This is a genomic window from Aciduricibacillus chroicocephali (assembly GCF_030762805.1).
GTDB lineage: Bacteria > Bacillota > Bacilli > Bacillales > Amphibacillaceae > Aciduricibacillus > Aciduricibacillus chroicocephali.
In genome coordinates this window covers 2,072,219-2,085,280 of record NZ_CP129113.1, presented here as the reverse complement: position 1 = coordinate 2,085,280, position 13,062 = coordinate 2,072,219, and the positions used below count along the sequence as shown (strand labels likewise).

Sequence of the window (13,062 nt, the reverse complement as noted above, 5' to 3'; positions counted from 1 at the left end):
GTGAAAAATGAAGTCGGAAATCCTCATATTATGTTGTCTGTAAGCGGTTATCTGCTAAAATAGAGAAAAGAATTTTTAGCAGGAGGGGCATCCGAACGATAGAATAGCCTTGCAGTCAGGTTTCACTTTAACTTCACAGCTAGGTATTTGTCAATAAACATATAGGGACAAACTCCTGTTCTAGAAAGAGACACAATATTAAAAGGGGGGAAGAATGGATGATTAAAGTTCTGCTGGCAGAAAATCAGCGGCTTCTTAGAGAGGGCATCATAGCCATTCTTTCAAGTACAGAAGATATCCATGTCATCGGCTCAGCTTCTACAGGGGAGGAAGCTGCTGAATTGATTGAAATGGAATCTCCAGATATCATCTTGATGGATCCACAATTGGGAGAATCAGATACAATAGATTCTACGATGCGCATTAAAGAGAGAGATCCAAGCATCAAAATTGTCCTGCTTTCCAATAATCCAGATCCAAAGTTCCTAATCACAGCATTGGCATCAGGAGCGGATGGTGTCCTAATGAAAGACCTTGCTCCCGAAAGGCTCATCCTGTCCATCCGAGACGTATATAATGATCAGGTTGTCCTTACAGGAGAAGCGATCAAGCAGATTGCAAAACGTATTGAAGAGTTCGGATATAACCAGGTTGAGATGCTTGATTACAAGCTGAAAAAGGAAAATATCACTTTTTCAAAAAGAGAACTTGAAGTGGCCAACCATCTGATGGAAGGCAAAAAGAACCGGGAAATGGCAGAAATGCTCGAACTGACAGAAGGAACAGTGAAAAATTATATTAGCTCGATCTATAGTAAGCTCGGTGTACATCACCGGGAGAAAGCGAGCAATTATCTTCAAGGTTTGTTGGAATCCTAATATATAGAGAAAACCCAGGCCTCCCGTCGAATGACAGGGGGCCTGGGTTTATTTTGTGGTACATGAGCGGGAGAGCGTATATGCGAGCTGCAACAAAAGCCAAAAAAAGAGCTGGTTCATTTGAACTCCAGCTCAATGTTTATGCTCAATTCGTACACGACAGGCTTTGGACAGTTCTAAAAGGAACCTTTTCCAGTAAACACTTGTCCGACTGTTTTTAGCAGTATCTTGAAGTCGAGCCAGATGCTGAAATGGTTGACGTAACGGAGATCCCATTTCATTTTCTCGCCATGATCCATGTTGCTGCGCCCATTCGCTTGTGCGAGCCCCGTAATACCAGGTTTTACGAGCAGGCGGCGTCGTTGTTCGGCATTGTAGCATTTTGTTATTTCAATAATTTCCGGTCTTGGCCCAACTATACTCATTTCTCCTTTAAGTACATTGATGAACTGAGGAAGCTCATCGAGGCTGTACTTGCGGATGAACGCTCCTGTCCGTGTCACATTCGGATTGGCAGATGTAGCGGATTTGAAAACGAAATCATCTGGCACGCCATCTGTCCAGTTATAGGGACTTGGCTTTGAAACAGAAGTCTCACTAGCTTTTTGAACTTTCATAGAGCGGAATTTATACATAAGAAATGTCTTTCCATCCTTGCCGCTCCGTTTCTGCTTGAAAAAGACGGGAAGACCATCTTCTTTAATAATCATAATGGCGACGATCAGAAAGACGATGCTCGATGGGATAAGGGCGATTAAGCTAAATATGATATCAAACAAACGCTTAATAAATAATTGAAATTGCTTTTTTGACCTTGTCGACTGCATGTTGTCCACGTGTTTCAATTGCTCCATCTCTAATTACTCCTCCTTTCCCGTCGGCAATGCCGATGACTTGCTGCGGTTCCTGAATCCGGTCCACGATAACCGTTCCATATGGTCCGACGAAACCACCTGCTGCGACCGGGATTCCTTCAATAAATTCGGTTCCATGAATCTTTTCGAAAAAGTCCTTTGGATAAACGTGCATTCCTAGCAACTGATGTGGCAGGGCAATCCGCGTATCAAGCCGTGTCATCCGCACATTTTGGGCAAGCATCTTTTCCAGGAAGTGTGATGAGAAATTGCCGATTCCGCCGTCGATGAGCAATGTGTCTGATTCAATTACAGATTCAAGCAGCTCTTCATTTTCCCATATGCCTGAAATGAAGGAAATGACGGCATCCATTGTTCCTGTTTCCTCTCGACATGCTTGAATCTCATTGGCATGAGCAGGCAGCATCAAATTCAGCCCGCCGAGCAGTTTTTCTACTTTTTCAGGAGAACGGCCTGCAATATATACCGCTGCTCCATTTTCGGCAAGGCGCAAAGCCGTTTTTCCGGCTAGGTTGCCAGTACCAAGAATAAGAAATCTGAACTCTTCCAGATTCTCACCAAGATAGTGATGAATGAGAAGAGCGCATGATTCAAGTGTTACATCGTTCGGCTTCATGGCAACAAGGTGAGATTTTCGGACTGTTTTTTCTGCAATCGGCATGAGGCGAATTTTTTGTTTTGGTTCGACATCAATGAGAATGCTGTCAACTTCACCATCAAAAAACGTTAGAATCCCCTTAAGCAGAGTCTCATTATTGATCATGAAGCTGCTAAGAGCTACACCGTCGGCTTGTCTCCGTGGCAACAGAAGAAAGGGAGCTGCATGACTAGCTGTCGTACTAATCGCGATTGCGGTACGCGAATTGGATTTCTTCAAGTACTCTAGTTCAAAATTCAATTTTTCTATCATATGATTATGCAAAAAATCACCAACTTTAATCGTCATCTTTTCTAGTATATTATATTTTCTTTAATCATGAATCCAGTATTAACAGAAAAGCACGAAATAGTTAAATTGGGAAATGTGCAGTTGAGAAGCAGGGTGATAGTAGAGTGGCTATGTTGGGGAAGGTTCGGTAGAAAGACCTCTTAATAAATTGAATAAAAAATGGCGACCGGAAAATAGTCCGACCGCCATTTTTTCTATCAATCCCGATCCATTTTATTTTTCATATTGCCAAGCGAGTCTTTCGCTTCGCCTTTCAATTTATCCCATTTGCCTTCTGCTTGCTTTGATTTGTCATCAGTAAGCTGGCCGATCTGATCCTTTGCTTCGCCTTTCATCTTGTCGGCAGCACCTTCTATTTTGTGATCCATTCCATCTTTTCTTCTTTCTTCTGCCATTTGTATCGTCTCCTTTTTTTATTAGTCTGCTTATGCTTTTCCCAGCATGCACAAAAGTGAAACAAATATCGAACCGCCACAAATTGACATCCTGCGACGTGTTTAGAAATTATTTTCTCCGGTTATAAGAGAGGAAACGTCCTGGCTACTTGCCAAGAGAAGGAGAAAAAAGATGAAGAAGGAAAAGGTTCGAATACCAAATAAACCAAATAGGGAAACACTCGATAAATCATTAAAGCCTCATTGGGTATGGGCCATTGCTCTTGGTTCATCCATTGGCTGGGGTGCATTTGTACAGCCGACGACTTGGATGGGAGAGGCCGGACCACTCGGTGTTATGGTCGGATTTGGAATCGGAGCAGTACTTATGATGCTGATTGCGGTCAGTTATGGATTCCTCATTCATAAATTCCCCGTATCAGGCGGTGAATTCGCTTACGCCTTCATTGGAATGGGGCGGAAGCATGCATTCTTCTGCTCATGGTTCCTGACATTCGGTTATATATGTATCGTTGCATTGAATGCATCAGCTTTCGTACTTATGATCAAATTCTTGTTCCCGTCTGTTATCGAAAACTTGCGCATGTATGAACTTGCAGGATGGAATGTGTATTTGCCAGAAATCCTGATCGCTGTCGTTCTTCTAGCAATCTTCGGTTATTTGAATACAAGAGGTGGCGGTCTTTCTGGAAGCATGCAGTTCATCTTCTGTGTCATCATGATTGCAGGTGTTGCTGCGATTGCAGGCTGGCTCGGTGCTTCACCAAATACAGATGTTGAAAATCTAAAACCTCTGTTCACACCAGATAAGGCACCATGGGCTGCAATTTTGTCCATTGTCGCCATTGCACCTTGGGCGTTTGTCGGGTTTGACAACATTCCGCAGGCTGCTGAGGAATTCAATTTTTCATCTAAAAAAGCATTCGGATTAATTATTTTTGCTTTAATCGTAGCCGCGTTGTTGTACAGTGTCATGATTTTTGCAGCAGGTATTACAGCACCTTGGCAGAAGCTTTCTGGGAGCTCCAGCACATGGGCAACAGCTGATGCAATTAAAAGCGTTGTCGGGACCGGCGGTGTTGCTATTCTTGCCATCGCACTCGTAATGGGTATTTTCACAGGATTGAACGGCTTTATCCTATCTGCGAGCCGTCTTCTGTTCGCAATGTCACGAGCAAAAGTATTGCCTAGTTTTATTGGTAAAACAAGCGCCAAACATGGTACGCCTAAGACAGCTGTCATCATAACAGTTGCCATTGCGATGATTGCACCATTCTTTGGACGCCAAGTACTTCTGTGGATTGTGGATATGTCATCAATTGGAGTATCCATCGCTTACTTCTATACATCACTAACAGCGTATAAATTGTTCACATGGTCTGAAAAAGACGCAGCAGCTGGGGAATCCCTTGTTGCATCACCGATTAAGAAGGGAATCTCTGGTTTCGGAGCAATCGCAAGTATTGGATTTATCCTCTTGCTTCTTATCCCAGGCTCGCCAGCATTCATGGGTAAACAAGCATTCATTGCTTTGATTATCTGGGCTATACTTGGAATTGTATTCTATATGGCTAAACGTAAAGAATACAATGCAATCAGTCACGATGAACTTAGCTATCTCATCCTCGGCAAAAAGCTGGACCTCGGTGGTACGCACCCTGATGAAATTCGGGAAGCGGAAGCATTAGCGGCAAATGGAGGAGAGACAGTTTCATAGTTTGTAAAGTTAGGGAATCTCCTGTCCGAAGAGGGCAGGGGATTTTTTGTGGGGCGGGGGAAGGAGATGATAGTCTCATGAAAAGCAGAAGGCGGGCGAAACAATTTTAATTAGTTCCTGTAACCGAAAAAAAGAACCCTGCCAACATGGCGAGGGTTCCTTTTCTAATTAGGACAGGAGCGGCTGCTAGAAGCTGGGTCACTCTTTAGGCAGATTGTACTATCGTCACTTAATTCAGGTCTCTTACTGAAAGTTGAGGTACCTAAAACATGAAGTGAGGATTTGTCTTTTATTTTAAATTCAACAGACTTGGAAGTGAGGTCTTTTGCAACTGTCATGGATGTTTTACCAATCTCTACTTTACTATTAAAGAAAGCTGAGCCGAGTGCTGCAGTACTCTTCTCAAAATCAGCCTCGCCCAAGAAACTGGAAAGTCCACCAATGTTGACGAATGTTTCATCAAAATCTGCTTTACTAGAAAACTCAGCAGAGCCTATAATTTTCAAAGTGCCATCATCAAAATCAAACTCATCTTTAAACGTTGCACCATTGCCAATACTGACGAGATATTTCGATTGATCATTATCACCATCTTGATCTTCGCCTTCGAAATCAAACTCTTTATGAAAAACAGCCGTCCCGCTAATACGGATATTACCGTCCTCCACATCGAATTCATTGAAATATTCCGCATTGCCCCCAATCGTTACCTCGCTGTCATCAACGTCAAATTCCCGGTAGAATTGTGCATTGCCAACGATGTTCATATTGCTGTTGTCCATGTCAAACTCATTAGCAAAAATGCTAGAGCCCCCGACAGTGATTGTACTGTCATCAAATTGTGTTTCATCATTGAAACAAGCATTTTTGCCAATTGTCAGAGTGCTGTGTTTATCTAGATCGACTTCATTTTGAAAAGTAACCGTCCCCGTTACATTCAGATTATAGTTATCTTTTTCAAACTCGTCTGTGATATATAGGTTGCCATCAATCTTAGGTGGTTTTTGACAAGATGATTTGCCATTCCATATGTAATTTCCAGTCGCATTACAAGGAAGGGAAGAATCCTTTTGCTTCGTAAGGTCGATATAGTCAATTGGACGTTTGGTTGGACAAGGTGCATCAGGTACAGTATCGGTATTCGTTAGCTTTTGCTGGCCACCTTTCACAAGCGTTGTTTTAAGTGCCAGCTGTTTATTACTGTTATTACCTTTTACATATAAATCAACATTAAGTGGTTCTTTACGCACAACATCGTGAACACAATAATTCTCATCCATCTCAATCGGAGCCCCGCCATTATCAACAGTTGTTTTCTTATCGATTGAAAGTCCGGCAGGCGGGTTGAAACAGAGCGTAGTATCTGCCGTTTCATAATATTGTCGCTGGAATTCACTCATCATCACATTCGCATTCTGTTTGATGCTGATTTCTTCCGCAGCTGTATCATTACTTTTAAAAACATTAATTAAGATCATTGTCGTCAAAGTTGAAATGATGCTAAGCAGAACCAAGCCAGCAAGGACTTCGACGAGTGAGAGACCCTTTTCGTTGTTGGTCATGGTGTGAATTCTCCTTATATCTAGTTACATTTATTGGATATGTTTACTTTACCTTGGTATTTTCCTGTATCTATACTTCTAGCACAAAATATTGAATCATCACTTATTTGTAGAGAACTAGTCTTAAGCCTAGCGTCCCCATTTGCTTTTAGTATTGAACCGTTACTTAGATGAAATTTTCCGCTAAGAGAATCTAAACTTGAGTCTATAAGAACAGAAGATTTATTTATATCAGTTTCCTTATTAAAAAGCGTGTGTTTCTTTATATTTAAAGCAGACTGGTTTTGCAATTCGACAATTTCATTAAAGGTTACAAAGCCATCTATTTGCAATTGTGTAAAATTCTTTAATTGGAATGGCCCGCTGAATGTTGCATCTCCTTTTATATATAGATTCTTTAAAACGCTAGCTTGTGTTTGCAGACCCTTTTCGAATATCACATCTCCATAGATCTTGAAAGTAGAATCGTCATAAAATTGTGTTTGCTGATTACTGAATTTTGCATTGTGACGAACAGTTAATGTACTGCCTATTTCGAATTCAACTTGGTTAGTGAATTCAGCATTTCTTTTTATTTCTATCTTTGCATTTCTAGGTTGTATTGAATTGGCAAAACAAGCATTTTTACTGACGTACAAAGTTTTATCATCTAAGGAACTTTCATCTAGGGCTCCTTTTGATAATAGGTTGCCTTGTATGACGGTCTCTTTACAGGATGTCCTTTTACCAGTCCATATAGTATCTCCTTTTGCTGTGCAAGGAAGCGTATCATATACTGTAGGTTTATTTAGTTTAATGGCACAGCCAGCCAATGTATTGGATTCGCTTCCTATTTGAATACGCCGAGGAAGGAGCGAGCTGACATGAAGTTCTTTTTTATCATTGTAAGTATAAAGAGTAAATTCAACAGGTTCTGAGTAATCGAAGTTAGTTAGGCAGATGTTATCCTCCAACTGCTCAAATTCCCCATTTGGATAGGGTCCTTCAAGAATGGATTTATTTGTTTTTTCTAAATCAATATCCAAGTTTCCCTTATTAAAACAGACTTTTTGATTATTTTTGTAATTATTAATATTTTCTTCTCTAAAATATTCGTTTCTTAAACTGCTTATCATTTCATTTGTTTCTTGCGTTAGACTAATCTGCTTACCAGCTGTTTCTTTCCTATCAAATGAGTTTGTGAGGATTATCGTGGTGAGGGTTGTGATAATACCAAGCAGGACAATTCCTGCTAGGATTTCAACAAGTGAGAGACCTTTTTCATCATTCAGCATTGGGTATTTTGCATCCTTTCTTTTACTCCACATATAAATGCCAAAAGCACCTTGCAAGCTGTTATAATGAAGTTAATATCTGGATGAAGGGGGCCGAATTACTGATGCGATATAAGGTTAATAGTCCTGAAAACGGCTTTACACTTATAGAAATTATAGCATCTATTGTCCTGCTTGCGGTCGTTATTTCGGTTTTTCTCTCAATTTTTCCACAAATGATCACTTGGTCAAAAGCTTCTGAGAAGGAACTCGTATCAAGCAACTTATCGGCAAAGGTTGCACACGGAATATATAAAGGAAAGTACTCCGGACTGGCTGAATTATATAAGGAAAAACCAAATTGTTCGGTTGGTTATTCACCAGTCATACTGTCAACTTCAGATAATGAAGCTGACTCATATTCTAAAAAAGAAACCATAAATGGAGTGGAGTATGAGATAAGTATGAACGCATGCTTGGACAATGAAGAAGTTGGTGAAAAATTAATGCGTGTCCATTTTGCAATAAAAAATGCGGAGACCGGTTTCATCATGGAATCATTTGCTTTCTACAATGGAGGGAATGATTAATGAAGCGATTAAAAAATGAACATGGAGCAGCACTCGTTGTTGTACTTGGTATCATTATGCTTCTAATGATTTTTGCTACGGTCCTTGCAGCTCAGATGACTAATACACAAAAGCAGATTCAACTGACGGATCAGGCAATTGATGCTAGGAATCTTGCGAGGATGGGGCTGGATCGTGCGGGAGAAAAAGTCAGTGATGCTTTTAGACTGTATGAACAAGACCTGGAAGCAAATATCACTCGAAAAGATAAGAAAACACAAGAGCAAATGAGAAATGAATTTTATGCGAATATAGAAAACATTCAAAGCCCGCTAATCAGTTTAGATGAAACTCATTTTTATCAAATTAAATCTACTATTATAGATAGGAACACTTGGCAAGTTACAGTGACAGCTCTAGGTGTATCCAAATCAAAAGAAAAATCAAAAGAAATAACTGAAATAAGCAAAATTGAAATTGAAAAGCCAGATTCAGCCCAATAACCAAAGAAAGGACCATACCCATGGACATTCTAAATCTCACAACCTTCTTGCTCATAGGCCTTGCGCTTGGATACTATGCAGACTGTGTCGGAGCTCGTTTAGCTTCATTTTATGAGAATGGGGAAGAAGTTGGGCCACAACTTTCAAAAAAACAGGGTTGGTTGTTGTTTATACGTCTCAATTTTGAGGTAAAAGGAAAATTAAGGAGAACCATCCTTTCAGTTACAAGTGGTCTGCTTGCAATACTTGCATACAGCGTACATGGATACAGCGCGGAGCTTATTGTGTCCCTTGCTTTGCTTACCATGCTGATCATGATATTTACGACTGACCTCCTTTCAATGGTTATACCAAATCGCGTCTTGCTATTATTTTTGCCAATATTCATTGTACTGAGGATTTTGGAGCCGTTGGATCCATGGTGGTCGGCATTTGCAGGAGGTGCTATTGGATACTTCATTATCTTCATTATAATCCTCGTTTCCCGTGGTGGTATGGGAGCAGGGGATATGAAGCTGTTTGGCGTCCTTGGCATTGTACTTGGTTGGAAGGAAGTGCTGCTAGCATTCTTCCTTGCTTGCCTATTCGGTGCTGTGATTGGGTTGATTATGCAAATGACAGGACGTACGGAGCGGAAGCAAGCGATACCATTCGGTCCTTATATTGTATTTGGCACCCTAATAGCCTACTTCTTTGGTTCACCGATTTTGGAGTTTTATGGGGGATTCATTGGGTGAAAAGTCACACAATGAGGAGGCTTTTTCTTATAGAAGTCTTTTCGTCATTTTTCACCAAAGATTTAGTTGACGTAAGGATTTGCACGTTGGTAAGATATTCACATTAACATACATTTTTTACCGGGGGAATCCTTTTTAAAGGGACTATTTTCCTATAATTCTTAATCAAATATACATATTTTTCACAAAGCAATGTATACCTTACATGTAAGATACTATTGTACACAGATTGATCGGCCTAAGCGCCGTCTTATAGCAGCAGAAAAGGCGGGATTTCAATGAAACTACGAAAATGGATGACGGGCATGGCGTTAGCTTCTTTGCTTACTTTTACAACAGTTGGACACGGTGTGTTCGCTAGCGCAGCTGCAGGAGACCCGGATGGCTCCACACTCGGTGGCATTCCAATTGAAGGGCTGGATAAGGAAGATGCGAAAGCTCTAATCAATGAGGAGATTAAAACTTGGATGGATGGCGGTACATTAAAGCTTAAAAGTAAGTATGAAACATATGAAATTCCACGCAATGTGTTCAAATTCCATGTGGAAGCTTCATGGAATGACTTCCGGGATCAGACGAAAAGAAGCTGGTCGACATTTTTCCTGAAGCCCGACCGGACGGATGTGCCGCTAGCTGTAACTGTGAACAAGCGGTCAGTCGACTTGCCATCAAGAATGGATCAGGAAAAGACGCTTGATCGAGCTAAAGAAGTGGCATCGATGCTTGGGGAAGAGGGACCGAGCATTGTTTACATGGAGAAAGCGGAGACAATGCTGCAGCCAGTTTCCAGTATTAACTATAAAATTCCAAGTGGAACAAATGCAGCAGCTCTCGTCCAGCTTGTCGAAAATTTGAATGGCAAGACAATTAAGCCTGATAGTACGTTTTCCCTTTTGAAGACAGTGAAATTGCCTGCTGAATTGAAAGAGCGCACTCAGGAGCTCGATTTCCTGGCAACCGCTTTGTTTGAGCTATCTCTAAGCACGGACATGACAATCGCAGAACATCATTCACAAAATGAACTCCCGGAATATGCGAAACCGGGAATGGAAGCCGGCGTCAACAAGGAAATGAATGAAGATCTCATTCTTGTAAACGGGGATGGCCGTTCTTACAAAATCGCAGGAGATGTGTTTGGCGACACGGTGGAAATGTCGCTTCAAGCCATTCCTATGGAAGAAAGTTATGTAATCCAACTCGAAAATGAGCAGCCGATTACATCCCGCATTGTCTATCGTTACAATCCATCCCTACCAGCTGGTGTTGAACAGACAGAGGAACAGGGAGAAGACGGTAAGAAAGTCGATGTTTACCGAGTTCATAAAGCGGCAGATGGAACAATGGTTGATAAGAAGCTTGTCCGTCGCGCCAGCTACTTGCCAAAACCACAAATTATTATGACATCTTCTCAGGAAGAAGTGACAGCTCCAGAACAAAATCTTACTTCACCTGATGGAACACTTATCCCAGGTCAGACTCAGACACCAGGAGTAACGGATCCGAACAGCTCAGATAGCACAACGGGGACGACAATTCCTGGAAGTACAACGACTTTACCTGGCACTGATGGAACACTAGGAACACCAGGAATGACTACACCGGGTATTACTGCACCTGGAACAACGAATCCAGGGGTAACGACACCGAATACGAGTACACCAGTAAGTCCTGGGACAGGAAGCAGTTCCACTCAGAACAATAATTTGCCAGAAGTGAGCAATGTACCACCACAGATTTCACAGGCTTCTCCGCAAATGAAGCAAGCCTTGATTGACAGCCTTCGCGATGATTGCGTCCGTGTCCAAGGACCGAATGGCAAAGATCGTTGCAAAAATGAAAGTGAAATTATGTCTGGATGGCTGCTGAAGTTTCTCACTGAAAATGGCGTCGTGAACAACAATCAGTCTGCTCCAATTACGAAGAGCCCAGAATTGAACGGCATTCTGAAGGGAATGAAGTGATTTGGCCAGAAAACGACTAGGAGATCTGCTTGTCGAATCCGGTTTGATAACAGAAGCTCAAGTTGAAGAAGCATTGAAAGAAAAGCTTCCAAGTGAAAAGCTCGGTGACGTCCTTCTTCGCGAAGGGCTGATCACCGAGCAGCAGCTGATCGAAGTACTGGAGTACCAGCTTGGCATTCCACATATCAATATTCTGCAATATCCAATTGATCCTGAGGCTGTAAAACTTGTGCCTCAGGAGATGGCTAAGCGTGAGAACCTAATCCCGATCAAAATTGAGGGCTCAAAACTATTCGTAGCAATGAGTGACCCGATGGATTACTTCGCGATTGAAGAACTGAGAATGGCAACGAATTTTCAGATTGTCCCTGTCATCGCGACTAAAGACGCGCTGTACCGGATGATATCGAAATTTTATGATCTGCAGGAATCACTGGATGAAGTGATGAATGAATTGCGACCGGAGGATAATCTTGAAGACGCTGGCATAGCCGATGAGGATTCTCCGATTGTCCGGCTTGTGAATCAGATTATTGGTAATGCGGTCACACAGCGAGCAAGTGATGTCCATTTTGACCCGCAAGATACGGAACTGAAAATCCGCTATCGAGTTGATGGGGTGCTTCATGATGAACGGACATTGCCGAAGCATATGCAAAATATTATTATCGCCCGTATTAAAATCATGGGGAATCTGAACATCACTGAGAACCGTATTCCTCAGGACGGGCGCATTAAGATGACTGTTAATTATAAGCCAATTGATATTCGACTTTCGACATTGCCTTCTGTATACGGCGAGAAGGTCGTTATGCGAATACTCGATTTGAGTAACGCGCTTGACCAGCTGGAACGTGTCGGTTTCTCCAACAGCAATATGGAGAAGTTCAAAGAAATGATCGACAAGCCGAATGGGATTGTTCTTATAACAGGCCCGACAGGCTCCGGGAAATCATCTACTTTATATGCGGCGCTGAACCGATTAAACAGCGAAGAAGTCAATATTATTACGATTGAGGACCCGGTTGAGTATCAGCTTAAAGGCATCAACCAGGTTCAAGTAAATGAAGCAGTCGGCATGACTTTTGCAAGTGGACTGCGTTCGATCCTCCGTCAGGATCCGGATATCGTCATGATCGGAGAAATCAGGGATGCGGAGACAGCGCAGATTGCAGTTCGCGCCTCTTTGACAGGACATTTGGCCCTGAGTACCTTGCATACGAATAGTGCAGTCGCTGCATTGACTCGTCTGATTGACATGGGGATTGAGCCTTTCCTTATTGCTTCTTCACTTAGTGGAGTTGTCGCTCAGCGTCTCGTTCGCCGTGTTTGCCGTGACTGTGCCGAAACATTCGAGCCGACTGACCGTGAGAAAGAGATTTTCGCTTCGCACGGTTTGGCACCACAACCGGTAAAGAGAGGTATTGGCTGTGCAAGCTGCAATAGCACAGGTTATCGCGGCCGAGTCGCTCTGCATGAAGTACTCATACTAGATGACAGAATCAGAGAGATGATCATGCAATCGGAGAGCAGCAATGTAATCAAGAGCTACGTTATGCAGCAAGGGATGGCATTTTTGCTTGATGACGGACTTATGAAAGTGCTTGAAGGCTTGACGACAACAGAGGAAGTACTCCGTGTAACTTCTCTTGATTAGGAGGCT

Annotated in this window: 12 protein-coding genes; 7 read left to right on the top strand and 5 right to left on the bottom strand. The window is 42.1% G+C overall.

Annotated elements, in window-relative coordinates; genetic code table 11:
* The first annotated feature begins 218 nt into the window (after positions 1-218).
* On the top strand, positions 219-878 hold the full coding sequence (locus tag QR721_RS10860) for a response regulator transcription factor (protein ID WP_348026852.1): 660 nt from the start codon (positions 219-221) through the stop codon (positions 876-878).
* Between the two features lie 176 nt (positions 879-1,054).
* Here the strand turns inward: QR721_RS10860 and QR721_RS10855 are convergent, their stop codons facing one another.
* The 3 genes from QR721_RS10855 to QR721_RS10845 form a co-directional block, all read right to left on the bottom strand.
* On the bottom strand, positions 1,055-1,732 hold the full coding sequence (locus tag QR721_RS10855; RefSeq protein WP_348026850.1) for a sugar transferase: 678 nt from the start codon (positions 1,730-1,732) through the stop codon (positions 1,055-1,057).
* Positions 1,662-2,651, bottom strand: coding sequence for an NAD(P)-binding domain-containing protein (locus QR721_RS10850; RefSeq protein WP_348026848.1), 990 nt, complete (start codon positions 2,649-2,651; stop codon positions 1,662-1,664). The genes QR721_RS10855 and QR721_RS10850 overlap by 71 nt, the downstream gene beginning before the upstream one ends.
* Before the next feature lie 248 nt (positions 2,652-2,899).
* Positions 2,900-3,097: a CsbD family protein gene (locus QR721_RS10845; RefSeq protein ID WP_348026846.1), complete on the bottom strand. Its 198-nt coding sequence runs from the start codon at positions 3,095-3,097 to the stop codon at positions 2,900-2,902.
* Between the two features lie 172 nt (positions 3,098-3,269).
* Between QR721_RS10845 and QR721_RS10840 the strand changes: the two genes are divergently transcribed.
* A complete protein-coding gene (locus QR721_RS10840; protein WP_348026844.1) occupies positions 3,270-4,814 on the top strand; it encodes an APC family permease in 1,545 nt (514 codons plus the stop codon).
* Between the two features lie 164 nt (positions 4,815-4,978).
* Here QR721_RS10840 and QR721_RS10835 read toward each other — a convergent pair whose 3' ends face one another.
* Positions 4,979-6,376, bottom strand: a complete 1,398-nt coding sequence (locus QR721_RS10835) for a PulJ/GspJ family protein (RefSeq protein WP_348026842.1) — start codon at positions 6,374-6,376, stop codon at positions 4,979-4,981.
* 20 nt (positions 6,377-6,396) lie between these two features.
* Entirely contained in the window at positions 6,397-7,650 is a 1,254-nt protein-coding gene (locus QR721_RS10830; protein ID WP_348026840.1) for a hypothetical protein, read from the bottom strand.
* 104 nt (positions 7,651-7,754) lie between these two features.
* Between QR721_RS10830 and QR721_RS10825 the strand changes: the two genes are divergently transcribed.
* The 5 genes from QR721_RS10825 (at position 7,755) to QR721_RS10805 (ending at position 13,056) form a co-directional block, all read left to right on the top strand.
* Positions 7,755-8,219, top strand: coding sequence for a type II secretion system protein (locus QR721_RS10825; RefSeq protein WP_348026838.1), 465 nt, complete (start codon positions 7,755-7,757; stop codon positions 8,217-8,219).
* A complete protein-coding gene (locus QR721_RS10820; protein WP_348026836.1) occupies positions 8,219-8,701 on the top strand; it encodes a hypothetical protein in 483 nt (160 codons plus the stop codon). Before QR721_RS10825 ends, QR721_RS10820 begins: the two co-directional genes overlap by 1 nt.
* A 20-nt stretch (positions 8,702-8,721) precedes the next feature.
* Positions 8,722-9,438, top strand: a complete 717-nt coding sequence (locus tag QR721_RS10815; RefSeq protein ID WP_348026834.1) for a prepilin peptidase — start codon at positions 8,722-8,724, stop codon at positions 9,436-9,438.
* 278 nt (positions 9,439-9,716) lie between these two features.
* Positions 9,717-11,399 carry a G5 domain-containing protein gene (locus QR721_RS10810; protein ID WP_348026832.1) on the top strand — a complete coding sequence of 561 codons (1,683 nt, stop codon included), beginning with the start codon at positions 9,717-9,719 and terminating at the stop codon, positions 11,397-11,399.
* Position 11,400: 1 nt separating this feature from the next.
* The gene (locus tag QR721_RS10805) at positions 11,401-13,056 is read left to right on the top strand and encodes a GspE/PulE family protein (RefSeq protein WP_348026830.1); all 1,656 of its coding nucleotides are present in this window, start codon (positions 11,401-11,403) and stop codon (positions 13,054-13,056) included.
* The last annotated feature ends 6 nt before the right edge of the window (positions 13,057-13,062 follow it).

Coding starts and splice junctions, on each gene's coding strand:
- QR721_RS10825 (WP_348026838.1), top strand. CDS start 7,755: ATGCGATATAAGGTTAATAGTCCTGAAAACGGCTTTACACTTATAGAA.
- QR721_RS10830 (WP_348026840.1), bottom strand. CDS start 7,650: ATGCTGAATGATGAAAAAGGTCTCTCACTTGTTGAAATCCTAGCAGGA.
- QR721_RS10845 (WP_348026846.1), bottom strand. CDS start 3,097: ATGGCAGAAGAAAGAAGAAAAGATGGAATGGATCACAAAATAGAAGGT.
- QR721_RS10840 (WP_348026844.1), top strand. CDS start 3,270: ATGAAGAAGGAAAAGGTTCGAATACCAAATAAACCAAATAGGGAAACA.
- QR721_RS10855 (WP_348026850.1), bottom strand. CDS start 1,732: ATGGAGCAATTGAAACACGTGGACAACATGCAGTCGACAAGGTCAAAA.
- QR721_RS10860 (WP_348026852.1), top strand. CDS start 219: ATGATTAAAGTTCTGCTGGCAGAAAATCAGCGGCTTCTTAGAGAGGGC.
- QR721_RS10820 (WP_348026836.1), top strand. CDS start 8,219: ATGAAGCGATTAAAAAATGAACATGGAGCAGCACTCGTTGTTGTACTT.
- QR721_RS10835 (WP_348026842.1), bottom strand. CDS start 6,376: ATGACCAACAACGAAAAGGGTCTCTCACTCGTCGAAGTCCTTGCTGGC.
- QR721_RS10815 (WP_348026834.1), top strand. CDS start 8,722: ATGGACATTCTAAATCTCACAACCTTCTTGCTCATAGGCCTTGCGCTT.
- QR721_RS10810 (WP_348026832.1), top strand. CDS start 9,717: ATGAAACTACGAAAATGGATGACGGGCATGGCGTTAGCTTCTTTGCTT.